This window comes from Oceanobacillus salinisoli, assembly GCF_009733865.1.
Lineage (GTDB): Bacteria > Bacillota > Bacilli > Bacillales > Amphibacillaceae > Oceanobacillus > Oceanobacillus salinisoli.
Genome location: NZ_WOFB01000026.1, coordinates 1 through 25,641 on the forward strand (window position 1 = coordinate 1; position 25,641 = coordinate 25,641).

Consider the following 25,641-nt stretch of genomic DNA (forward strand, 5'->3'; position numbering starts at 1 on the left):
ATAGTGCGTGTTCATAAAGGAGGATGAAAAGGACCGAGAAGTTCGAGGCGGCGAAGAGTTGAGTAGCGGAGCGTATGCAATTAATACGTGAGCAACGGAAAAGCGAGCCAACGAGCTTGCGCGTGTTGTGGTGACTTCTACGTTGCCCACAGGACGTGGGCGGTTTTAGTAGACCTATCGATGTGTCCTTTTCACCGGACTTTTTGAACAACCTCTTATAAGGCCGAGTTTAAAAGATTGGGACACGGTTACAACCCTACCGAAAAGATTAATGAGCGGTAGACTAAGTTCCAAAATCATTTATAAAGTGAATCTTCAATCAGTGGGGGTTTTTTTCATCCCCCACTGATTGTTAGATGAGCGAATCAAGAGTTTACTGCCTGCCCGACCCCCACTTATAATTCTTGAGGCATCTTGAATTCTTCTGGTTAAGGGTCTTACAGCCAGTTAATCACGTGATAAATACATCGCAGTTTATATCTACTGAACATTATAAGAACAACAAAACTTACGAAATGAGCCTTGCCTTTTATTCTTCCTTATCATGAAATCATTCGCTTTTAGTGTTCTAGTAAAGTCCCCAAGCCCCTTCATTTATAACACATTCCATTTCCGCAAAATCTTCTCTAATTGTTCATACGATTCCGTCTTGCTGCCATTGTTATTAATGACTGCATCAGCTATTTCCGCTTTTTTCTTTACTGGAATCTGTGAGCTAATCCGCTGTCTTGCTTCCTTTTCAGTAAAGCCATCTCTTTCCATTAAACGTTGTAATTGAACATCTTCATCGACGTAAACGACAATCGTTTTATCAACAAAATGTTCAAGTTTGCTTTCAAACAGTAAGGGAATATCCAGAACAACACTGGAAGCACCATCCTCTACAAACGCATCTCGTTTTTCCAGCATTCTTTTTCGAATGGCGGGATGGACAATACCGTTTAGCATATTTAACTTATCTTTGTCCGTAAATACGATTTCCCCTAGCTTATTCCGATTTAATGTTTTATCCTCCCGAAGAATTTCCTGTCCAAATAACTCAATGATTTCTTTATATGCTTCTTCACCAGGATAAACTACTTCTCTTGCAATTTTATCTGCATCTACAACAGGTATTTGAAAATCATCAAACATTAAACTAACCGTACTTTTTCCGCTTGCTATGCTCCCTGTAAGACCAATAATTAACGCCATAACATTCACCCCTTATCTTTTTGGCATGTTGTACAAATGTGGGTGCCGCGCCCTGCGACTCTTATCTTTATAATCGGACTTCCGCAATGTTTACATTCCTTGTTTTCCTGTCCATATACGAACAATTCCTGTTGAAACATTCCCATTTCACCTTGTCCATTCACATAGGAACGAATCGTTGTACCACCTTGCTTTACGGCATCACTTAGTGTCTGGATTGATTGTTCCCAAATCCTTTCCACTTCTCTTTTTGTTAATTTATTTGCTTTTTTAGCAGGGTGAACACCTGCACGAAATAATGCCTCGTCCACATAAATATTGCCTAGTCCAGTGACAATCGACTGATCCAGGAGAGCGGCTTTTACAGACCGTTCAGTCCTTTTTAATTTTTGATACAAATAATCTGACGTAAATGATTGATCAAAAGGCTCTGGTCCCAGTTTGTTTAACGGCTTATGTTGAAATTCCTGTCCAATGGGATAAACATGCATCGTACCGAACTTACGAACATCGTTATACCGGAGATCTTCTCCATCTGTAAAACGGAAAATAACATGTGTATGTTTAGCTACTGGTTCACCTGATGGAACTACCCGATACTTTCCTTCCATACGCAAATGAGAAACGAGAACATATTCCATCATATAAAACAAGAGAAATTTACCTCTTCTTCCGATTTTTTGAATGGTTTGTCCTTGAAGGATTTGTTTAAACTGTTCGACATCGTCAGGCTCTTTAACCATCTTTGGCCAGTATACATTCACTTCTTTTATCGTTTTATTGGTTACAAAAGGTATTAATGTTTTTCTTATTGTTTCTACTTCCGGTAATTCAGGCATGTTCGTTCTTACTCCTTATTTTAAAACTATAAATTCTTATAGCCATAATTAGTTATTAAATATTACCCACTTCTAGCCTAACATCCAGCAACGTACGAAAGTTCCCCCTGCACTCACAATAGTTGCTTCGCCAAAACGGACGGCTTTATTTCGCATCGAACCAGCTCTCACCGTATGCATAATCCACTTTAAGGGGAACTCTTAATTCCACGGTATTTTCCATCATAGCAGGGACGATTTCTTTTAGCTTATCGATTTCTTCTCTCGGTGCTTCCAGAATCAATTCGTCATGGACCTGGAGGAGCATTCGCGCTTGCATTTTTTCTACTTTCAGTTTTTCATTCAGGTCAATCATAGCTTTTTTAATAATGTCTGCCGCGCTCCCTTGAATTGGAGAGTTCATGGCCGTGCGTTCGGCAAAACTTCTTACATTAAAGTTTCGACTTGTAATCTCTGGCAAGTATCTTCTGCGATTCATAATCGTTGTGACATAGCCGTGTAATTTTGCTTCCTGGACAATGTCTTCCATGTAGGTTTTTACCCCTGTATAAATATTAAAATAGCGATCAATAAACTGCTTAGCTTCTTTTCTTGTAATCCCTAAATTTTGTGATAAACCATAATCACTTATCCCGTAGACAATCCCAAAATTAACTGCTTTAGCCTGTCTGCGCATATTTGGAGTTACTTCCTCATTCTCAACATGGAAAACATCCATAGCTGTTTGTGTGTGGATATCCAAGTCATTTTGAAAAGCTTGGACTAATTTTTCATCATTTGCAATATGTGCCAATACACGAAGTTCGATTTGTGAATAATCTGCTGCAAACATGATCCAATCTTTTTTGGAAGGTACAAAAGCTCTTCGAATTTTCCTTCCTTCCTCCAGTCGAATAGGAATGTTTTGCAAGTTGGGATCAATGGAGCTTAATCTTCCTGTCTGAGTTAATGCTTGATTAAATCGGGTATGCACTTTATTCGTATCCTTATGAATCACTTTTAACAAACCTTCAATATAGGTGGATTGCAGCTTCCCTAATTGTCTGTACAGAAGCAGTTTAGGTATAATTTCATGTTCATCTCTCAATTGTTCCAGCACATCCGCTGCAGTGGAATATCCTGTTTTTGTTTTCTTGATGACTGGCAGCCCTAATTTTTCGAAAAGAATTGGTCCCAGCTGTTTCGGTGAATTCAGATTGAATGTTTCACCTGCCAATTCAAATACTTCTTTCTCCAGTGTATTTAAACGGTCCTTTAGATCTTCCCCCATTTCCTTGATCCGATCAATATCAACCACTACCCCTTGATGCTCCATTTCACCTAAAATCAGTGCTAGCGGCATTTCTAATTTCTTCAACAGTGTATATTGTTCATTTGTCTTTAATTCTTCTTCCATCTTCTCTTTTAACACATATAATGTGTTTGTTTTACGTACAATATGTTCGGACAATTCGGGTTGTTCCGGGACTTTCTTTTTGGCACCTTTTCCATACACTTCTTCATCAAATAATACATCTGTTTTTCCCATACGATTTGCTATTGCAGGAATATCATGGTTATTTTCTGATGGATTCAACAAATACGATGCCAATACCATATCGAAGCCAATGCCCCTCAAGTGAATATCATGACGCAACAGGGATACTAATGTTTTTTTTGCATCAAAAACATATTTTTCTTGCGTACTGTCCTCTGCCCATTGTTTAAATGTATCAGACTGTAAGGCAATTTCGAGCGGTACAAAGTATTTTTTGTTTTCATTTGCAATTCCAAATCCTAATATCTCTTCTTTATGATAGTTATCTCCGAGCATTTCGACGACAAAAGCATCTTGGCCAGTGAACATACCCTCCTTCACTTCATCAACAACGGAAAAATCAATTTCTTTTAATTCTATTGCTTCCCCTTCTCCCGAATCATTACTAGATACTTTATCCAACAAGGATAAAAAACCAAGTTCCTTAAACATGGTACTAACTTTACTTTCCTGGTATCCTTCATAGACAATATCCTCTATTGTCACTTCAATTGGTGAGTTTCGGTTAATCGTAGCAAGCTTCTTACTCATAAATGCATCATCTTTATATGTAATCAATTTTTCTTTCAATTTCTTACCACTAACTTCATCCACATGTTCATATAGCTCTTCCAATGTCGGATATTGTTTCAAGAGCTTCACAGCCGTTTTCTGTCCAACACCGGGAACGCCTGGAATATTGTCTGAACTATCTCCCATCAACGCCTTTAAGTCGATAATTTGCTCAGGTGTCACTTCCATCTTCTCCATTAAATGATCCGGAGTATATTTCTCAACATCACTAATACCCTTTTTTGTGACGATCACAGTTACTTGTTCAGATACAAGCTGCAGCATATCTTTATCTCCGGAAATGACAGTAACATCAAAGTTACTTTCTTTTCCTTGCAGTGAAAGGGTTCCGATAATATCGTCTGCTTCATACTGATCCAGTTGATAATACTTTATTTGAAACGCGTCCAGTAATTCCTTTAATACCGGGAATTGTTCTGATAGCTCTGGCGGGGTTTTTTGGCGCCCACCTTTATATTCTTGGTATGTCTCATGACGAAATGTTGTTTTCCCTGCGTCAAACGCAACTAATAAATGGGTTGGTTTTTCTTCTTGTAAAATTTTCATAAGCATGGTTGTAAATCCATAAACCGCATTCGTATAAACCCCTTTATCATTATTCAACAAAGGCAATGCAAAGAACGCACGATAAATAATACTATTTCCATCAATTAATACTAGCTTTTTCGTAGACATATTAATAAATCCTCCATTTTCATTACACTTATCTTTCATTTTATCATTGACTAATGGGAAATAAAAATGTTAGAAGGGGTGTATATGGTACAGATAGAGAAAAAACACCCTCTACATGATAATAACAAGCCGTAAAAATTGTAAGACACTGTTAAAAAAGGAGCTGGCAATACTTTTCTAACGTAAAAAGGAGTACAAACCGCATAGTTTGTACCCCTAATCTGTATATCATTTACTGTAAGCCATGAATAACTGAACTCGTTACTCTCGTTAAAAAAGAGAATGTTATTTCTTCGGTAAATAAACGTGGACATTGGTTCCTTTGTTTACTTCACTGTCCATTTCAATTTTACCATCGTGGACATCAACTATATGCTTAACAATGGCAAGCCCTAAACCTGTACCGCCTGTATTTCTGCTTCTTGCTTTATCCACACGGTAGAACCGCTCGAAAATACGAGGTAGATCATTCTTTTCAATCCCCATTCCTGTATCAGAAACCTTTATATGTACATATTCTTCGGTTGATGTAACAGATAAGAAAACCTTCCCTTTATCCGGTGTATAATTCATGGCATTATCCAGTAAGTTAATGATGATTTGTTTGACCTTTTCTTTATCTGCTTTAAAATGAAGGTTGTTTTCAATGGAATGTGTAAAATCTAATTCTTTCTCTTTAGCTTTTATTTGGAAGGATGGGATAATATCTTTTAGTAAATCATTGACCTCAATTTTATTTAAAACAAGCTGAAAGTTCTCCTGTTCCAATCGGGAAAGGGTAAGTAAATCTTCAATCAGGAGCTGCATGCGGTCACTTTCGTTATAAATAATTTTGATAAATTCTTTTTCGGCCTCTTTATTATTTAAATCGTCTTCTAATAAAGTCTCTGCAAATCCCCTAATAGATGTAATTGGTGTTCGAAGTTCGTGTGAAACATTTGCTACAAAGTCTCTGCGCATTAACTCCAATTTTTTCATTTCTGTAATGTCATGTATAACAAGTACTGCACCCTTTAATCGGTTTTTTTCGTTAAAAACCGGTACACCAACAATTTCATAATATAATTTATCAATTCCTATGTAGTGGGAAAACTCATTTTTAACATTTTTTTCGTACAAAAAGGCTTGTTGAACCGTATCATGAAATACCTCTTCTTCCAGTACATCATAATAAAGATATCCATTATAATCTTTGGAAGTACGCCCATACATAGATAAAAATTTACGATTTACTAAATGGATATATCCTTTATCATCTATTAATACCAGTCCGTTATCCGTATTGTCGATAATCGTAGACAATTGTTCACGCTGCATTTTTTCCTGAATGGAATATTCACTTAAATTTCTTGCCAGTGAGTTGATTTTATAGCTTAATTCACTTAATAAATTATTGGAAGTATAATGAAATCTTGCCCGATAATTCCCTTTATTAATCTCACTTAATGTCTTTATTGCTTTTTTTAATGGTTTCAAATAATTTGTGAAATGAAATTGTAAAAAAACCAATATAATTATAAAGTTGATTAATAAAATAGAAGAAAGCAAGATCACATTATTTACAATAGGAAATAATAATAATCCAGTTAATAGAGTGACAACCAAAAATAAAATAACATAATTGATTACTGGCTTTTTAAGTAAATCCTTCATCCTGCTGGTTCCTCCAGCTTATATCCTAAACCGCGAACTGTCTTTATATATATAGGTTTCTTGGAATTCGGTTCTATCTTCTCTCTTAAATGACTTATATGTACATCCACTATACGTGTATCTCCAACAAAGTCATAATCCCAAACCCCACTTAATAACTGATCCCTGGAAATCACTTTCCCTTTATTAGTAGCAAGATAATAGAGTAATTCAAATTCTTTTCTGGTAAAGGTAATTAAATTGGAATTGATTTCCGCCTCATATCTCTCAGGATATATCAATAAATCCCCGATACGAATTGTACTAAAATTGTTCGTTGCTGCTTTCTTCGTTCTGCGTAATATCGCTTTAATTCTTGCAATTACTTCTTTCGGGCTAAACGGTTTTGTCAAATAATCATCTGCACCAAGTTCTAAACCCAGTACTTTATCAAATTCGTCATCTTTTGCTGTTAGCATTAATATTGGTATATCTATTTTATTATTTCGTAAATGTTTGCAAACCTCCATACCATCCAAACCAGGGAGCATTAGATCCAACACAACTAAATCATAATCATTGCTTTCAATTTTTTGGATGGCCTCTAGTCCATCATAAGCAACATCGGTTATAAATCCAGCTTTTTCGATATTATAGTTTAGTAATGTTACAATTGATTTTTCGTCGTCAACAATAAGAATTTTCTGATTCACGTAAAATACCCCCATCAATAAAGTGAAACTCATTCAGTAGGTTTGTTCACCCCCACTAAATGGTAATGAAACCGATCCGTTCTTATTGGCAGATCCAACCACAACTTCTGTTTTACCTTTCAATTCTGAATCGAAGGTCTACCCGCCAGATAAGACGTGACAAAAGTAGAAATATATCAAATTCTCTACTTCCTCATCTTACCATTGAATCAAATTTCTGCGAACCATTATAAGACTTTGTAAATAAAATTTTACACAAAAAATTAGAAAAACTCATATTTGCTCCTTTAGCAAATACAAGTTTTTCCTAAACGGATGATGTATAAATTTTAGTTATAGCGAGTCTGCTTCTTGCTAAAATTTATCCACTCTATTCTTTTTAATGTTAGCACCACAAGAGTGGTCTTACAGTCAGTTAATCAAGTGATAAATAACTATTTTAAGACACGTAGTACACTTTTAACGGAATCAGCAGATTTGTCTAATGCCGCCTTTTCTTCGTCTGTTAAATCCAATTCAATAATTTCTTCGATACCATTTCCACCTAGGATAGTTGGTACACCTAAATAAATATCGTTGTAACCATACTCCCCTTCAAGATACGCAATTGCCGGCAATACGCGGCGCTGATCTTTAAGAATAGCTTCAGCCATTACCGTTAAGGAAGCTGCGGGTGCGTAATAAGCACTTCCATTACCTAATAGATTTACAATCTCTCCACCGCCAGTACGTGTACGTTGTACGATTTCATCCAAGCGGTCTTTCGAAATTAGTTTTTCTAACGGAATTCCACCAGCATAAGAGTAACGGATTAGCGGAACCATATCATCTCCATGCCCACCTAAAACAAATCCTGTGACATCTTTAACGGAAAGATTTAGCTCTTCTGCTACGAATGTACGGAATCTTGCTGTATCAAGCACACCAGATTGACCGATAACGCGTTCTTTTGGAAAACCTGACTCTTTATAAACGGTATATGTCATTGCGTCAACAGGGTTTGTTAAGACTACAATAGTTGTATCCGGAGAATATTTCACAATTTCCTGTGTAACCGACTTCATAATTCTTGCGTTCGTATTTACTAAATCATCACGACTCATACCAGGCTTACGAGCAATCCCAGCAGTAATAATCACAAGATCCGAATCTTTAGTTTCCGCATAATCCGCAGTACCTGTTACCCTTGCATCATATCCTTGAACTGGAGCTGCCTCTGCCATATCAAGTGCTTTACCTTTGGTTGGATTTTCCATATTGGGAATGTCCACTAGTACGACATCACCTAATTCCTTTTGTGCAATCATTAACGCTGTCGTTGCTCCAGTAAAACCAGAACCAATTACGGAAATTTTATGACGTTTTAATCCCATTTTTACTATCCCCTTTTGTTGTATAGTAAACAGAAAAACAAACATGATAAGAAACCGGTTTGCAGCCGATTTCTTATCACAACATGTGTTATATATTTATTTTAAATTCTTAATTAGTTCATCTGCAAATTCTGAGCATTTAACTTCTGTTGCATTGTCCATTAGGCGGGCGAAGTCATAAGTAACTACTTTGGATGCAATCGTTTTATCCATTGATGCTGTAATTAAGTCTGCTGCTTCTCTCCATCCAAGATGTTCAAGCATTAAAACAGCTGAAAGAATAACAGAAGATGGGTTTACTTTATCTAAACCAGCATATTTCGGCGCTGTACCATGTGTTGCTTCAAAAATTGCATGACCAGTGTCATAATTAATATTTGCACCTGGAGCAATTCCAATACCACCAACCTGAGCTGCTAAGGCGTCAGATATATAGTCACCATTTAAGTTCATTGTAGCGACAACATCAAATTCTTTTGGTCGTGTAAGTACTTGTTGTAAGAAAATATCAGCTATGGCATCTTTAACAAGGATTTTCCCTTCTGCTAAAGCTGCGTCCTGTGCTTGATTTGCCGCATCCTTACCTTTATTTTCTACAATGCGGTCGTATTCAGCCCATGTAAATACTTTATCACCGAATTCTTCTTCAGCTACTTCATAACCCCATTGCTTAAATGCTCCTTCAGTAAATTTCATGATGTTACCTTTATGTACTAAAGTAACACTGTTACGTCCCTCATCTAAAGCATATTGGATTGCAGCACGTACTATACGTTTCGTTCCTTCTTCGGAAACTGGTTTTACACCTATACCAGAAGTTTCCGGGAAACGGATTTTATGAACTCCCATTTCATTTTGTAAGAATTCAATCACTTTCTTTACTTCATCTGATCCTTTTTGCCATTCAATACCAGCATAGATATCCTCTGTGTTTTCACGGAAAATAGCCATGTTGACATCCTCTGGGCGTTTAACTGGTGAAGGAACACCGTCAAAATAACGTACTGGACGTAGACATGTAAATAAATCCAGTTCTTGACGAAGTGCAACGTTTAATGAGCGGATTCCACCGCCAATAGGTGTTGTTAACGGACCTTTAATAGCGATTTTGTATTCATTTATTTTGTCCAGTGTATCCTGTGGAAGCCATTCACCGGTTTTATTATAGGCTTTCTCACCAGCATATACTTCCATCCACTCTATTTCTTTCTCCCCATCGTATGCTTTTTCTACTGCAGCCTCGATAACACGTTTTGATGCTGCCCAAATATCGGGACCAGTCCCATCCCCTTCAATAAATGGGATTACCGGATGATTTGATACATTCATTTTTCCATTTTCTACAATAATTTTTTCTCCTTGTGTCATGAACAAATACCTCCTATTGTTGTGCGGTGTAAATAGTTGGGTCAACCAGCTATTCCACAAACTATTCTAATAGATTCGTATATTTTGGTAAAATAAAAACCTCTGAAAACTGCGAATTAACCACGTTGTGAAACAGAAACATATTTTTGTTTGTCTGGGCCGATATACTCTGCACGCGGACGGATTAAACGATTGTCTCCATACTGCTCTAATATATGAGCTAACCACCCAGAGGTACGGCTAACTGCAAAAATTGGGGTAAATAAATCATAATCAATACCTAAACTATGATAAACAGAAGCACTGTAGAAATCCACGTTTGCTGGAAGTCCTTTCTTTTCCTTTACATACTCCTCAATTTTTATCGACATATTATACCATTTTTCCTGACCAGTCAGCTTCGTTAATTGTCTTGACATTTCTTTTAGGTGCTTGGCACGCGGGTCACCATTTCGGTAAACTCGGTGTCCCATACCCATTATTTTTTCTTTATTTGCCAGCTTTTTCTCGACATAAGGAATCGCATTTTCTTCTTCCCCAATTTCAAGAAGCATTTTCATTACATTTTCGTTGGCACCACCATGTAATGGACCTTTTAATGCTCCAATTGCTGCAGTAATACCAGAATAAATGTCTGATAGCGTTGCCACACATACTCTGGCAGTAAATGTAGATGCATTTAATTCATGGTCTGCATGTAATACTAAGGCTTTGTTAATCGCTTCCACTTCAATGTCATTTGCTTCTTTTCCATTTAGCATATATAAGAAATTCTCTGCATAGCTTAAATCCTTTTTCGGTTTAACCGGTTCCTGACCATTACGGATTCTTGCAAAAGCTGTAACGACTGTTGCAATCTTTGCTTGAATACGAATTGCTTTTCGTTCGTTTACATCCGCTTCCATTACGTCTGCTTCTTCATCATATAAACCAAGAAGAGAAACAGCAGTTCTTAAAGCGGCCATAGGATGAACCTTCGACAAATCATATGATTTTAAATGATTATAGATTTGTTCTGGAACTTCCATATTAGCGGCCAAATCCTTTTTGATAGCATCCAGCTCTTTTTGGTTAGGCAACTTCTTATTCCATAATAGAAAAACTACTTCCTCAAAACTAGCATTCTCTGCCAAATCATCAATCATATACCCTACATAAGTAAGCTGGTCATCAATGATAGAACTGATTTGTGACCTAGATGCTACTACCCCTTCAAGCCCTTTAGTAGTTGTTGTCATAAGAACCCTCTCCTTTTCTGTATATTGCTGTCTAATAAACAACTTTCTGACAATATTTATATTTATTATAACATTTATTCGTATTTAACGAAATATCACAACTATTTGATTTTTAGATTAGCGATATAATCTTATCGTATTCTATAAATATTGCCCCCCAAATCTAATTATAAAGTATTATGAATGTAATGTGAATTGAAACCGTTTAATTTTTTTAAAATAACGTAATTAGTGGATTGAGATGTGGTTATTTAGCGACATAAACTGAAAATTAAAAATTATCCCCCTCCATTCTTACGTCTATTTTAAGCTGATTCAACATATATAAGTATATAAGAAGAAAAAGTACAAGCAGTTATATCGGAGGATCAGACAAATGTATAAACAACATTTGATGCAATTATTTCGTTTTTTGATCGTAATTAGTGTAGTTGCTGGCTGTTACGTCGCAATAACTTTAACACTACCATATATTTATCCATTACTTCTGGCTGCTCTATTTGCTTTTATCATCAATCCATTTGTTAATTTTTTCCAAAATATATTGCATTTTCCAAGGGGATTAGCTGCGATTACAGTTATTTGCAGTATATTTATGCTCTTCATCGGGATGCTTTTTGTTATTATCATGGAGATTTATCAGGGGACTATATTTCTGGCAGAAAAAATACCAGGATATTTTCAGGATTTTGTACATTATGTGGAAATATTTTATAATACAAAAATATTACCTATCCAGGAGAGCATTCTATCCTATTTCATATCATTGGATTCCTCACAGCAGGATTCTATCAAAAATAGTTTAAATGAATTACTTAATCACATTGCAACTACCGGTTCAGCAATCTTACAGGAGTCATTATTAAATATACCAAGTATACTCTCTTTATTGCCCAATTCTATCACCATTTTTATATTTATTATCCTGGGGACATTTCTCATATCCAATGATTGGTATTCATTAAAGGGACAAACGCAAAAGTTGGTTCCTGCAAATATAAACAGTTCCACAAAAAAAATAGGCGCTCATTTAAAAAAAGCGCTTGGGGGATTTTTCAGGGCCCAAATTATTTTAATCAGCCTGTCCGGTATCATTATATTTCTTGGTCTAGTTATTTTAGAAGTCGAGCATGCTTTAACGATAGCGGCACTTAGCACACTCGTTGATCTCATCCCCTATGTTGGTACCGGGATTATCTTTGTACCGTGGATTTTTTATCTATTTATTAGCGGAAACTACCCATTAACTATCGGATTAACCATTCTATATATGGTCGTTATTATCAGCAGACAAATATTGGAACCAAAAATCTTATCTTCCAATATGGGGCTGCACCCACTTTTTGCGTTGGTTGGTTATTTTATCGGATTGCAAATTTGGGGACTATTCGGTCTGTTAATTGCTCCCGCCGTCCTTATCTTCATCCAAGCTCTTTATCAAACAGGAGCATTTCGATGGTTGTGGGCATTTATTAAAGGATAAATTTATCTACCATTTCCGGTAAATGATCGTGCCATTGTCAATTTTGCGTTTAATAAAAAGAAAAATTGCCCTTTTTAATGGTTTTCTCGTTATGGGTAGGACAAAAGTGAAACCGACTATGTCCGTTATAAAACCTGGCGATAATAAAAATACTGCACCAATAAAGATGCAGACACCATCCACAATTTGCTCTGTAGGGGCCTGTCCTTGATTCATAAGAATTCTTGCTCGATTCCATGTTTCCATGCCTTGTCTCTTTGCAATTGTAACACCAACGATGCCAGTCATCAAAATAAGCATAACGACCCACAATGGACCAATCATTCCACCAACCCATATAAATACACCAATTTCCGTTGCTGGAAGAATCAATAAAAGTAAAAATAGCCAGCGCATACGTGTAAATCCTCCTTTGAATTACACTAACATTCCATAAATGATAATTAGAAAAACTTACATTCACTCGTCTTTTTGTGAATGTATCGTTTATCTTATATTTTCTCACACCTGTTAATGTGTAAAAAAACTATTTTCTAAAAATGTTATTTTTGACGCAAAATACATAAACTGCGAACTAACTTTATATTTGTTGGAGCTAAAATACCGCTACGGAAATACACTACGCGCACCATAGGGCGGTTGGTGAGCCTACTCGTGCTGTCTTCTTTAGGTGTCTCACCGATGCCTCTTATCCCACAGAGGAGCACTATACTAGTTCGTACTTATAACAACTGCGACTATCAAAAAACAAAACTTACAAAAAGGGTCTAAAGAAACAATCTCTCATTATTAGGATTTTATACATTCCTGGTCATGGATAGTGCTAGATAGACATCAAAGCAATAAATTTTACTTTTTAACTTGTAAAAAAAATAACACATTCACTCATCCTTTAGCAAATGTGTTATTTTATCTATTACTTTTTGATTTATTATTTTACTACGGTGAATTTCCTATGCTATATTCATACTTCCAATCCATGAAATAATAGAAACCGGCATTATATTTACCGATTTCTATTGTTAACCCAATCTTTATAATAACATCAAAGATTACAGCACTTTAGCATGTCCTTTATAAACATCGCCTTTTGTACCATCAATCGTTATTTCCTGGCCTTCTTCAAGCACATCAAAGATATTTTGAACGCCAACAATTACTGGGATTCCTAGATTTAAGCCAACTACAGCAGCATGGGAAGTTAATCCACCTTCTACTGTTACGATACCACTGGCTTTTTCTAATGCAGGCATCATATCACGGTCTGTACCATATGCAACAACAATGTCTCCGTCTTGAACTTTCTCATTTGCTTCTTGAGCGTTTTTAACAAGAACGGCTTTTCCGTATGCACTTCGTTTGCCAATACCTTGACCTTTGGCAACAACATCACCAATAACATGAACTTTTAATAAATTCGTTGTTCCGCTTTCTCGAACCGGTACTCCTGCAGTTATAATAACACGGTTGCCACGGTGGCAAATGCCTGTCTCCAATCCACGGTCAACTGCAATATCCAGCATTTCATCTGTTGAACGTGCCTCTTTACCTACTACAGCATGTACCCCCCATACTAGGGAAAGTTGACGATTTACTTTTTCGTTAAATGTTACAGCTAAGATAGAAGCTTTAGGACGATATTTCGAAATCATTCTTGCTGTATGACCACTTTCCGTTGGAGCAATAATTGTATCAATATTTAAGTTCATCGCAGTATGGGATACAGATTGAGTAATGGCTTCAGCAATTGTCATATCTACATTTTTGGAACGATCATCTAAAATGACTTTATGATCCAATGCTGATTCAGCTTTTAGTGCAATGTTATTCATCGTTTGTACAGACTCAACCGGATAGCTGCCTGCTGCTGTTTCACCAGAAAGCATAATAGCATCTGTCCCATCAAAAATAGCATTTGCAACATCGGAAGCCTCTGCTCTAGTTGGACGCGGGTTGCGCTGCATGGAGTCAAGCATTTGAGTTGCTGTAATGACAGGTTTCCCAGCATTATTGCATTTTTTAATTAATTGTTTTTGAACAAGTGGCACATCTTCTGCAGGGATCTCTACCCCTAAATCTCCTCTTGCAACCATGAGTCCATCACTTACTTCCAATATGCGGTCAATATTGTCCACACCTTCTTGGTTTTCAATTTTAGGGATGATTTTAATATGGCTTGCGTTATTCGTTTCTAATACTTCTCTGATTTCCAACACATCGGAGGCACGGCGAACAAAGGATGCTGCAATAAAGTCTACATCTTGCTCAATACCAAATTGAATATCATTTTTGTCTTTTTCTGTAATTCCCGGAAGTTTCACAGATACATTTGGTACGTTAACACCTTTTTTGTTTTTAATTGTTCCACTATTTAATGCTGTTGTTTTAATTTCACCAGCTTTTTTATCAATAGCAACTACTTCTAATTCAATTAAACCATCGTCCAGCAAAATTTTTGAACCTTCATGAACATCGTCAATTAAACCTTCATATGTAACTGAGAAACGTTCTGCTGTCCCTTCTACTTCGTTCATGGAAATATATACTGTATTTCCTGCAACGATTTCATCCTGCCCATTTTTAAAATTACCAGTTCTAATTTCAGGGCCTTTCGTATCCAATAGAATGGCAACGGTCTTGCTTTTATTGTCTGCTGCTTTTCGAATGTTTTCGATACGCGCACCATGCTCAGCGTAATCTCCATGGGAAAAGTTCAGGCGTGCCACATTCATTCCAGAATCAATTAGTTTTTCTAACGTCTCAATGGACTCTGAAGCTGGTCCAATCGTACAAACAATTTTCGTGTTTCTCATTTTGTTTTTCCTCCTTGAAGACAAATTATATCGATAACTCTTTAGATAAGTTATACATTCCTTTATTAATAAAATGGTGTTCTGATAGAATCGTATCGATATCACTATCCACTATTTCATTATTTTGTATTCCAACCATGCGATCTGCTTTTTCTTCAAGCAGTAGTTCTACAGCTCTAGCCCCTAAACGGCTTGCTAATACTCTATCCTGTGCAGTTGGGGAGCCTCCACGCTGTATATACCCTAACACAGTGACTCTAGTTTCTAAGCCAGTTTCTTCTTTAATGCGTTCCCCATACTCAAAACCATTTCCAACACCTTCCGCCAACACGATGATACTATGTTTCTTACCGCGTTCACGTCCACGCTCCAGCCTGTTACAAATATCTCTAAATTCTTCATCCATTTCCGGAATAATAATGCTTTCTGCTCCACCAGCAAGACCAGCCCATAATGCTAAGTCACCAGCGTCTCTACCCATTGTTTCAATTATATATGTACGTTCATGTGAAGTAGCTGTGTCACGGACTTTATCAATAGCTTCCAAAACAGTGTTTAACGAGGTGTCAAATCCAATTGTAAAGTCACTTCCAGGTATATCATTATCTATTGTTCCAGGCACCCCAATACACGGAAAGCCTTTACTTGTTAGTTTCTGTGCACCACGGAAACTACCATCTCCACCAATAACAACGAGCCCCTCAATACCAAACTTCTTCAATTGCTCGATTGCCCTTTCTTGTCCTTCCTCTGTTTTAAATTCTTCACTTCTAGCAGTAGCTAGGATGGTACCTCCTCGATGAATAATATCCCCAACTGAACCAAGATCCATCTTGATGATATTACCTTCCATAAGCCCCTGATAGCCATATCTGATTCCATACACTTCTACATCATGGTAGATTGCTTTTCTAACGACCGCACGAATCGCGGCATTCATTCCAGGTGCATCTCCACCACTGGTCAATACACCAATTTTCTTTACCATTCCATTCACCTCGATATACTTAATATTGCTGCTTAGCAAACTGTATTAGCTCTTTAAATCAAACTGTATTATAGCTTTATATAAATATTAGATACATGTTAAAGATAAAGTAAAAACCTTTAAATATCAACAAATATCATTAGAAAATAACGAAAAATAAATTTTTAAAATTGAGCAACAATTAAAGGTTGATAACTAAGTATATCAACCTTTAATCAAAATAAATTACAACAGTTTGTAATCGCCTATTCTTTTATATTTTTCCCATCTTTTCTCAAGTAATTCCTCAGAAGTAAAATTGGATAATTGGTTGATGGATTGCTCTAGTACATCGTCAATTAATTTAGCCTGCTCTTGTACATTTTGATGTGCTCCACCCTTAGGCTCAGGGATAACTTCTTCAATGACATTTAAATCCTTTAGATCATTAGCAGTTATTTTCATGGATTCTGCTGCTTTTCTAGCCAGACTTGAATCTTTCCATAAAATAGAAGCAGCACCCTCTGGTGAAATAACAGAGTATGTGGAATTCTCAAGCATTAAAATGTGGTCGCCCACACCTAACCCCAAGGCACCACCACTTCCTCCTTCACCAATGACAATGCAGACAATTGGTACCGTAAAGCCAGCCATTTCCATTAAATTTCTTGCTATAGCTTCACTTTGTCCCCGTTCTTCTGCTGCTTTTCCTGGATAAGCACCTTTTGTATCAATAAAAGTGATTATAGGACGACGGAATTTCTCTGCCTGTTCCATATGACGGAGTGCTTTCCGATAGCCTTCTGGATGTGGCATCCCAAAGTTTCTTTGAATATTTTCCTTCGTATCTTTTCCTCGCTGGTGACCGATTACAGTGACTGGCTTGTCTTTATAATAGGCAATCCCTGCAACAATTGCTTTATCATCCCCAAAGCGCCGATCGCCATGAAATTCAATAAAGTTAGTAAACAATTGTTTCACATAATCAAGTGTGGTCGGACGTTCCGAGTGCCTCGCCATTTGTACACGGTCCCATGGCTTTAAATTTCCATAAATATCACTTTCAAGCTGCTCTAATCTATTTTCCAATGTTGTTATTTCTTCCGTCAGATCAATATCACTATCTTGAGTGAATTTTTTTAACTCCGCTATTTTTTCTTTTAAATTTACAATCGGCTTTTCGAATTCGAGAACCTGCTTCATGATTCATCGGCCTCCTTTTGATGCATTTCCAATAATGTGGTTAGAAGGCTTTTCATCTCATGGCGATGAATGATCTTATCCAGTTGTCCATGTTCCATTAAGAACTCCGACGTTTGGAAATCCTTAGGTAATTTTTCCCGGATCGTTTGTTCAATAACATTTCTCCCAGCAAATCCAATTAATGCGCCAGGTTCTGCAAAGTTATAATCTCCAATGGATGCAAAACTGGCCGACACACCACCTGTAGTAGGATGTGTCATGACAGATATCATCAAACCGCCATCATTACTAAAACGTTTAATAGCAATGGAAGTTTTTGCCATTTGCATTAAACTTAAGATACCTTCCTGCATTCTTGCACCACCTGATGCGGTAAAAATGATAAAAGGCAAGGACTCTTTACGTGCATTCTCAATAGCTCTTGCAATTTTCTCTCCGATAGCTGATCCCATACTCCCCATTCGAAAAAAGGAATCCATAACAGCAAATGCAGCTGCTTGTCCATTAATCTGCCCCCGACCAGTTACGACACCTTCATTTAGTCCCGTTTTTTCCTTGTCTTTAGCAATTTTGGACTCATATTCCGGAAAATCTAATGGGTTTGATGAAGTTAGATTTGCATCCCACTCCTCAAATGTACCTTCATCAAATAAACTCTCAATGCGGTCCCTTGCTGTTAGTGGATGATGATATCCACAGTTCGGACATACATTTAATGATTTTTTCATTTCTTTACGATAATATATTTTGCTGCAACCTTTGCATTTCTGCATTAACCCTTGTGGAACATCTATTTTACTATGTTCACTGGGAATGGTTGCATATTTCCTGCGCTTCGTAAAAATATCTTTAAGCTGCAAACTGTTTCCTCCTTATCTAGCACAACAACCTGAATTGTAATCCATCAATGGAAATAATCATACCAACGAGAAAGGTAGAAAAACTCTCATTCGATCATCTTTTAGTGAAGCAACTCCTAGAGTTACCGCATGATTTTCTACTTAAAACACCTTCTTGTGGATTTGCGAGGAGTGCTGCATGCCAAAATCATCCAGCACCATGACGAGTGCAATCTGTGCTTATTTTTCTTATACGGATAACATGGATCAACTGCACTTGAACCCACTTTTTGGCTGAAAATTAATACTTTCCTTTCGCGTCAAAAGGTGTTATGCCCACTCGATTCCAATCTCATTTGGAAGATGCTTGATTTACAAATAATTCTTCTATTGCTGAATATTCTTTTTTCAAATATAAGTGAATGAGGTCTTGATAGACGTGAGCATCATATCGTGGTTTTTCAAATGTCTGTGAGAATTCAGCGATCAATTGCCATATTTTCATGAGCAGTACATTTTCTGTTTTCATTAATAGATAATTAAAAAAATCCATATCCTTTTGACTTGAACTGGTATCCAGGTCGCAAATGATTTCGTTTAATACGGCAATATCCCTATCCTCTAATTTATTATATGCAAGCTTAGCTGCTTCTTTTTCGATTAATTTCTTTGTAGAAATCAGACTTTCTTTCGTAGTTTTTTCACTCAATATAAAGGAAGCTAATATTTCCACCGTTTGAAATGGACGATAAGTACTAAGGAATGTCCCTTCTCCATGCCTTGTTTCAATGATTCCCAACAGTTCCAGTGCCCGAAGCGCCTCTCTTACAGAAGACCTGCCTGTACCTAACGTTTCCGATAGTTCTCTTTCAGATGGAAGTTTATCTCCAGGATTCAAGTTGTTGGATTCAATGAATATTCGAATCTCCTCCAGTACTCCGTGATAAACTTTCTGATTGGGTAACATTGTCACTGCGCAGTTCCACTCCTTCAAAGCATAGAAATTTAAGCCTCCCTATTTTCAGAGGTTGTTAATATTCTTGTTTTTTCAGCAACCTTATCCGGGTCAATAGTAATTCGTGCAACCCCGGAATCCATGGCAGCTTTTGCAACACTTGCAGCAACAATTGGTGCAACACGATCATCAAAAGGTGCAGGAATCACGTAATCATCATTTAATTCTTCTTCGGTGATAAGTGATGCAATGGCTTCAGCTGCTGCAACTTTCATTCGTTCATTAATGCGTGTCGCGCGCACATCCAATGCTCCACGAAAGATTCCCGGAAACGCCAATACATTATTTACCTGGTTCGGAAAGTCAGATCGTCCTGTACCGATAACCCTGACACCTGCTTCTCTTGCATCCTCCGGCATGATTTCCGGATCTGGATTTGCCATCGCAAAAATAATTGGATTATCGTTCATTCTCGCTACCATTTCTTTAGAAAGGGCACCACCAACAGATACCCCAATAAAAACATCGGCTCCTTCTAAAACTTCCTCTAAACTGCCTTCAATTTTATTTCTATTTGTAAATTTAGCAACTTCATCTTTTACATTATTCATTCCGTATGTTCTACCCTCAAAAATTGCCCCTTTCGAATCACACATAATCATGTCGTGAACACCAAAGCTTCGAAGCAATTTTATAATGGCAATCCCAGCGGCTCCAGCACCGTTTGCTACTACACGTATATTAGAAAAGGTTTTTCCGACAAGCTTCAATGCATTAATAAGTCCTGCCACAGTCACAATGGCAGTGCCGTGCTGGTCATCGTGGAAAATGGGAATATTTGTTTCTCTCTTTAGACGTTCTTCAATAATAAAGCAATTAGGAGCGGCAATATCCTCTAAATTAACTCCACCAAATGTTGGTTCCATTAATTTAACGGTTTCCACAATTTTATCTACATCATGCGTGTCCAGGCAGATTGGAAAGGAGTCAACCCCTGCAAATGTCTTAAATAATACGGACTTTCCTTCCATTACAGGAAGTGCAGCTTCTGGGCCAATATTACCAAGCCCCAATACAGCCGATCCGTCACTAACAACTGCAACCATATTTCCCTTCATCGTATAATCATAAACCATTTCTTTGCGGTCATGAATCTCTTTACAAGGTTCGGCAACACCTGGTGAATAAGCTAGACTTAAGTCTCTAGCATTTCGAACTGGTACTTTGGATTGAGTCGTTAATTTTCCTTGATTTAATTTATGCATGTGTAGTGCTTCATCTTTAAAGCTCGCCATTTCTATTATTCGCTCCTTTTCGGTATCAAAATAATATATTAGGATATAATAGCATCTTTTTCCAAGTGGTCTGACCACCTATAATCCTACATTATATCAGATGGATTTATCATGTAAAGTAATCCATGTAATTGTTTATGAAAGAATACCTGATATACTAGAAAAAATCGCTATTATTCTTCTTTTTATTCTTATCCGTTTTTCGCAAAACAACATTTTCTTTTCCAAATTGTTTCCGAAAAGCTTCCAAGCAATCATAGGTGGCATGAATATAATAGTCACTAGCCAGTTGATATGTTTGCTTCGTCTCCTCCTGATAAACGATAATCGATGTACTGCCAGGATACTGTTGGGCTATCCGCTTGATGGATGGTAATGCATCTTGCTGCTTATCGCGAGTAACTTTCAGAAACAGTCGTTTGTTAGAAACAGACTGTAACTTTTTTTCATCAAAGGGATGAATTTCTTCCAATACCCATTGAAGTCGATTATTTCTTGACTCCATTTTTCCTATAATATAAATCATCATTTCTTCTTTCAGCCAGCGATTACTGTTTCTGTACAATTCCGGAAAAACAACGGCATCCATTTCATTTGTTTCATCACCAACAGTAAGAAAGGCCATCGGGTCACCACGCTTCGTTCGAATTGTTTTCAGTTCCTGTACGATGACAGCTGCTTTGATATGTCGCTTTCCGATTAATTTTTCCGCATTTCTCAATGGAATGTAACCATTTTCCCGAAGATTTGTCCGGTATTCTTTTATTGGATGACTGGAAACATATGTCCCGAGCAGTTCCTTCTCATCTGCTAATTTCTTCACAATACTGAAGTCGTCTATTCTGACATAGTCAATCTCCAATTCAATCTCATTCTGAAATAAACTAGTTTGATTGGAAAACTCACGGAAGAGATCACCTTGTTCAATCGCCTGATCTAACGATGCAAGTATACTTGCCCGATTAGAATAAGTTTCATCGAATGCTCCAGCCATGATTAAGTTCTCCATCGTCTGCCGGTTAACCAGCTTCACATCAACTCGCATACAAAAATCAAAAATATGTTTGAAACGACCATTTTTCCTGGCACGAATGATCTCTTTGACAGCTTGATTACCAACACCTTTAATAGCTGACAGTCCCATACGTATTTGGTTCTTTTCCACCGAGTATTTTCCAAAACTGTTATTGATGGACGGTGGAAGCATTCGTAAATTCATCTCTCTTATTTCTTTCAAGTAAAGATTCAATTTTTCCTGCTGATTTCGCAAAGAACTTAACAATTCCGCGAAAAAGTTTGCGGGGTAATGTGCTTTAAGATAGCTTAACTGATAAGAAATTTTACTATAGGCAACCGCATGACTTCTTGGAAAACCATAATTGGAAAATTTCACTATCCAGCTGAAAATTTCTTCTGCAACGCTTTGCTCATAGCCTTTTTTTAAACACCCATTAATAAACGCTTCCTTCTGTTCCTCCATTACATCCTGCTTCTTTTTACTGACGGCTCTTCGCAATATATCAGCTTGCCCTAAACTAAATCCGGCAATCCGATTGGAAATTTGCATAATTTGTTCCTGATACACTAACACACCATAGGTTTGTTTCAAAATTGGTTCCAAATCTGGATGTGGATAATGAACGGGTTCACGATTTTCTTTACGAGCAATATAGACGGGGATAAAATCCATAGGGCCTGGTCGGAATAGTGCATTAACAGCAACAATATCCTCAAAGGAATCTGGTTTAAGCTGTGTTAAAACCTGTTTCATTCCCTGTGACTCCAGCTGAAAGATTCCGTTTGTTTTCCCACTTCGTAGCAAAGAATACGTTTTCTCGTCATCATTTGGTATCGAATCCAGGGACATTTGGCGGTTTGCGGTATATTGAATCGATTGCAGTATTTTTTCAAGCAAGGTTAAATTACGCAAGCCCAGGAAGTCCATTTTCAATAAGCCCAGTGATTCCAAATCATTCATTGTAAACTGGGTAAGCCTTGTTTCATTGACTCCAACAGTTAATGGAACGTGCTCCAACAGTGGCTGTTGACTAATGACAACACCAGCAGCATGTGTCGATATATGCCTTGGAATCCCTTCTAACTTAACCGCAGCCGCAAATAGCATTTTCAATTTTGTTGATGTTTTAATATATTCCTTTAGCTCTTTTGATTCTTGAAGAATCTCGGTAAGCTTCTTCGATGTTTGTTGTGGAAGCTGTTTTAAAATATAATACGCATCCTGCTGTTCCACATCGAGCGTTTTCATTAATTCACGAATAAGGGAACGGGCCGCAAAGGTTCCAAACGTAATAATTTGCGCGACATGTTCAACCCCATATTTGTTGCGTACATATTCTATGACCTCATCCCGACGCTCATCGGAAAAATCAACATCGATATCTGGCATTGTTTTTCTCTCAGGGTTTAAAAACCTCTCAAATAACAGGTTATATTGAATCGGATCTACATCTGTTATTCCTAAAACATAGGCAACCAGTGATCCCGCAGAAGACCCCCGACCTGGCCCTACCAAAATATTTTTTTCTTTTGCATAGTGAATAAAATCAGCTACAATTAAAAAGTAATCACTAAATTTCATGGATTGAATAGTGTGAAGCTCGTACGCAAGTCGGTTGGAAATAGATTCTGTAATCGTTTCATACTTTTTCGTTACGTTTTCCCAGCATATTTTTTCCAAGTACTGATCGGCATCCATATCCTCTGGAACAGGAAAGGATGGCAATAATCGCTGTTCAAAATCAAACGTGACATGGCATTTCTCTTTAATCACTTCGGTTGCTTCCAGTACTTCTGGCCAGACAGACTGGAAATATTGCTCCATTTCTGCCTCTGACCGTAAATGCCTTTGCTTTACGGTTGGAGAAGATAACTTCATTGTCCATTGATTGCCTTTTTTCATTGCCTGCAAAATATCAAAAGCCATATCATCTTTTTCATCAAGATACCGTACATCACAAATAGAAACGACCTTGATTTTCGATGTTTCCTGGAACGCTTTTAAAGATTGGACAAGTTGATCGTTATAGTCGGCTTGAACTCCTAAGTAAAAATCTCCTGTTTCAAATAATACTCGCCATCTGGTTATGTATGCATCCACTTGATCATAGGGTTGATGAAGCAGCATATCAGCTATTGCATTGTTATTGGCAGGAAGAATTCCAATTAGCTGACTCGTATATTCAGATAACAGTTCGATTCCAATTGTAGTCTGTTGACTGAATTGTATTTTTGAACTCAGACTGACAAGATTTTGATACCCTTCGTTATTCTTCGCTAACAATACCAGTTCAAAAACGGCATCGCTGTATTCCACATGTACCATCATGCCTATAATTGGTTTAATTCCATTCTTTAAACAAGCTTTATAAAAGGGAATAACCCCGTAAAGTACATGTTCGTCCGTTAAGGCCAATGCTTCAAACTGCAAGTCCTTTGCTTTATTTACTAATTTATCAATCGTAATTGTACTGTTCATTAGGCTATAGCCACTTCTAACTTGTAAATGTGTATAAGCCATATTTATCCCGCCTTCTTTCTGCTACCTCTCATTATACCAGTTTAAACAGAACATGCATACGGTTAATATATTGATTATAATCATAACCTGTCCCATTCTATCATAAAATGTATAGAACCTTCCTGAAGGAGGATTGTATACATGGAAGAACGATTTTTTGAGTCATTTATTCATTGTTTTTTTATTGCGTTTGGTGTTGTAGTTGGTGGATCGATTATAGGAAGCATCGGAGCATTCGCAACTGGAGATGCACCGTTGACATCCATTGCCCGGCTTGCAAATAACTTACGAATATGGGCAGTTGTTGCTGCAATTGGTGGTACATTTGATGCAATAGAGAATTTTCAAAGAGGGCTACTTGGCGATGGAACTACAATGGACTTGGTCAAACAAGTTCTTTTAATATTGTCTGCAATGGGCGGTGTTAAAACCGCAACAACATTAATTGAATGGCTCATTCAGGAGGATATTACCTAATGCATATTCCACCATATTATAAGAAACCGTCGTGGCAATTTTTTATTGTTGGAGCAGTATTTGGAAGCCTAATTGCATATTTGATTCTCCTGTATATGTATGGTTCCATGTATGAAGATTTAATAAGAGAGAATCAAGAGCTGGAATCAGAAATAAGAGAACTCACCATTCAAAACGAAGCATTGATTGAAGATAATGAAGATTTAAACGAAAAAACAAATGAAGCACCAACTGTTGAAAGTCTTGAAGTAGAAATTCCCAATTGGGAGGAACTGAAACTTGACCGCCTTATCGTTCATGACCTGGAAGAAATGGTAAAAGAAGAGATTCATCATTTAATTGGAGAAGAAATATCCGTCGTAGCTGAAAGTGACTTTCTGCTTGAACGCGCGATTGAAAATAAAGGTTTTAAAATTGATGACGTGACATATTATTTTGAAGTCACCAAACTTACCATTTCCGAAACCGTAAAACTCACCTTGAAAGCCAAGTTATCCGATTCATAATACAAACAAAAAAACTTATATCCTTGCGAACCTTTCATGAAATATCTACATATAATGTAGAATCGACTGCTTATTTATTATATAATAAAAATTGAAAATAAAGAAATTTTCAACATTGTCGGAAGGGAGTTGAATATACATGATCATTAACAGAAACCGTTTACGTGATGAAAAAATTACCCAACTGAAAAGTGGATACAATGCCTATGCGGAATCACCAGAGCTGATTCGTTTAATGAAACGATATATTGAGAGAGAACATTTACGCGTTTTTTATGATGAAACAGAAACAGGGTGCTGGTTTATACCAATGGATGAGTGGAAAACCAGTTAAAAAGAGATGATTACACAAACAGATGAATCATCTCTTTTTTTGTACATGATTATGTTTAAATTGGCATAGAAAATTAAAGTGGGTCAATT

The 25,641-nt window shown here is 37.0% G+C and carries 20 protein-coding genes; 4 read left to right on the forward strand and 16 right to left on the reverse strand.

Translation table 11 applies throughout. The features are described from left to right. Window positions 1-594 precede the first annotated feature (594 nt). The 8 genes from coaE to citZ form a co-directional block, all read right to left on the reverse strand. Window positions 595-1,194: a dephospho-CoA kinase gene (gene coaE / locus GMJ66_RS16565; RefSeq protein WP_156291432.1), complete on the reverse strand. Its 600-nt coding sequence runs from the start codon at window positions 1,192-1,194 to the stop codon at window positions 595-597. A gap of 5 nt (window positions 1,195-1,199) precedes the next feature. After that, window positions 1,200-2,033, reverse strand: a complete 834-nt coding sequence (mutM, locus tag GMJ66_RS16570) for a DNA-formamidopyrimidine glycosylase (protein WP_156291433.1) — start codon at window positions 2,031-2,033, stop codon at window positions 1,200-1,202. A 145-nt stretch (window positions 2,034-2,178) separates the two neighbouring features. Then, window positions 2,179-4,818: a DNA polymerase I gene (polA, locus tag GMJ66_RS16575; protein WP_156291434.1), complete on the reverse strand. Its 2,640-nt coding sequence runs from the start codon at window positions 4,816-4,818 to the stop codon at window positions 2,179-2,181. A 285-nt stretch (window positions 4,819-5,103) separates the two neighbouring features. Continuing rightward, on the reverse strand, window positions 5,104-6,471 hold the full coding sequence (gene pnpS, locus GMJ66_RS16580) for a two-component system histidine kinase PnpS (RefSeq protein WP_156291435.1): 1,368 nt from the start codon (window positions 6,469-6,471) through the stop codon (window positions 5,104-5,106). Then, on the reverse strand, window positions 6,468-7,163 hold the full coding sequence (locus tag GMJ66_RS16585) for a response regulator transcription factor (RefSeq protein ID WP_156291436.1): 696 nt from the start codon (window positions 7,161-7,163) through the stop codon (window positions 6,468-6,470). Before GMJ66_RS16585 ends, pnpS begins: the two co-directional genes overlap by 4 nt. A gap of 434 nt (window positions 7,164-7,597) precedes the next feature. Continuing rightward, window positions 7,598-8,536: a malate dehydrogenase gene (mdh, locus tag GMJ66_RS16590; protein ID WP_156291437.1), complete on the reverse strand. Its 939-nt coding sequence runs from the start codon at window positions 8,534-8,536 to the stop codon at window positions 7,598-7,600. Between the two features lie 96 nt (window positions 8,537-8,632). Further along, complete coding sequence (gene icd / locus GMJ66_RS16595) at window positions 8,633-9,904, reverse strand: NADP-dependent isocitrate dehydrogenase (RefSeq protein ID WP_156291438.1); 1,272 nt, start codon at window positions 9,902-9,904, stop codon at window positions 8,633-8,635. A gap of 116 nt (window positions 9,905-10,020) precedes the next feature. Next, entirely contained in the window at window positions 10,021-11,142 is a 1,122-nt protein-coding gene (gene citZ, locus GMJ66_RS16600; protein WP_156291439.1) for a citrate synthase, read from the reverse strand. A gap of 376 nt (window positions 11,143-11,518) precedes the next feature. On the opposite strand from citZ, the gene ytvI reads away from it, so the two are divergent. Beyond that, window positions 11,519-12,625 carry a sporulation integral membrane protein YtvI gene (gene ytvI, locus GMJ66_RS16605; protein WP_156291440.1) on the forward strand — a complete coding sequence of 369 codons (1,107 nt, stop codon included), beginning with the start codon at window positions 11,519-11,521 and terminating at the stop codon, window positions 12,623-12,625. 6 nt (window positions 12,626-12,631) lie between these two features. Here the strand turns inward: ytvI and GMJ66_RS16610 are convergent, their stop codons facing one another. The 8 genes from GMJ66_RS16610 to dnaE form a co-directional block, all read right to left on the reverse strand. After that, window positions 12,632-13,021, reverse strand: a complete 390-nt coding sequence (locus GMJ66_RS16610) for an FxsA family protein (RefSeq protein ID WP_156291441.1) — start codon at window positions 13,019-13,021, stop codon at window positions 12,632-12,634. Between the two features lie 656 nt (window positions 13,022-13,677). Beyond that, a complete protein-coding gene (pyk, locus tag GMJ66_RS16615; protein WP_156291442.1) occupies window positions 13,678-15,438 on the reverse strand; it encodes a pyruvate kinase in 1,761 nt (586 codons plus the stop codon). Between the two features lie 25 nt (window positions 15,439-15,463). Continuing rightward, window positions 15,464-16,426, reverse strand: a complete 963-nt coding sequence (gene pfkA, locus GMJ66_RS16620; protein WP_156291443.1) for a 6-phosphofructokinase — start codon at window positions 16,424-16,426, stop codon at window positions 15,464-15,466. Between the two features lie 225 nt (window positions 16,427-16,651). Continuing rightward, a complete protein-coding gene (accA, locus tag GMJ66_RS16625) occupies window positions 16,652-17,608 on the reverse strand; it encodes an acetyl-CoA carboxylase carboxyl transferase subunit alpha (RefSeq protein WP_156291444.1) in 957 nt (318 codons plus the stop codon). Continuing rightward, a complete protein-coding gene (gene accD, locus GMJ66_RS16630) occupies window positions 17,605-18,468 on the reverse strand; it encodes an acetyl-CoA carboxylase, carboxyltransferase subunit beta (protein ID WP_156291445.1) in 864 nt (287 codons plus the stop codon). The genes accA and accD overlap by 4 nt, the downstream gene beginning before the upstream one ends. Before the next feature lie 331 nt (window positions 18,469-18,799). Continuing rightward, window positions 18,800-19,414 (reverse strand): FadR/GntR family transcriptional regulator, encoded by a 615-nt coding sequence (locus GMJ66_RS16635; RefSeq protein WP_331279694.1) that lies wholly within the window; start codon window positions 19,412-19,414, stop codon window positions 18,800-18,802. A gap of 38 nt (window positions 19,415-19,452) precedes the next feature. After that, the gene (locus GMJ66_RS16640) at window positions 19,453-20,697 is read right to left on the reverse strand and encodes an NAD(P)-dependent malic enzyme (protein ID WP_156291447.1); all 1,245 of its coding nucleotides are present in this window, start codon (window positions 20,695-20,697) and stop codon (window positions 19,453-19,455) included. Between the two features lie 157 nt (window positions 20,698-20,854). After that, window positions 20,855-24,235 carry a DNA polymerase III subunit alpha gene (gene dnaE, locus GMJ66_RS16645; protein WP_156291448.1) on the reverse strand — a complete coding sequence of 1,127 codons (3,381 nt, stop codon included), beginning with the start codon at window positions 24,233-24,235 and terminating at the stop codon, window positions 20,855-20,857. 141 nt (window positions 24,236-24,376) lie between these two features. Between dnaE and GMJ66_RS16650 the strand changes: the two genes are divergently transcribed. From GMJ66_RS16650 to GMJ66_RS16660, 3 genes are all read left to right on the forward strand, one after another. Beyond that, window positions 24,377-24,712, forward strand: a complete 336-nt coding sequence (locus GMJ66_RS16650; RefSeq protein ID WP_156291449.1) for a YtrH family sporulation protein — start codon at window positions 24,377-24,379, stop codon at window positions 24,710-24,712. After that, window positions 24,712-25,218 carry a sporulation membrane protein YtrI gene (gene ytrI / locus GMJ66_RS16655; protein ID WP_156291450.1) on the forward strand — a complete coding sequence of 169 codons (507 nt, stop codon included), beginning with the start codon at window positions 24,712-24,714 and terminating at the stop codon, window positions 25,216-25,218. Before GMJ66_RS16650 ends, ytrI begins: the two co-directional genes overlap by 1 nt. A 139-nt stretch (window positions 25,219-25,357) precedes the next feature. Next, window positions 25,358-25,552 carry a hypothetical protein gene (locus GMJ66_RS16660; RefSeq protein WP_156291451.1) on the forward strand — a complete coding sequence of 65 codons (195 nt, stop codon included), beginning with the start codon at window positions 25,358-25,360 and terminating at the stop codon, window positions 25,550-25,552. Window positions 25,553-25,641 lie beyond the last annotated feature (89 nt).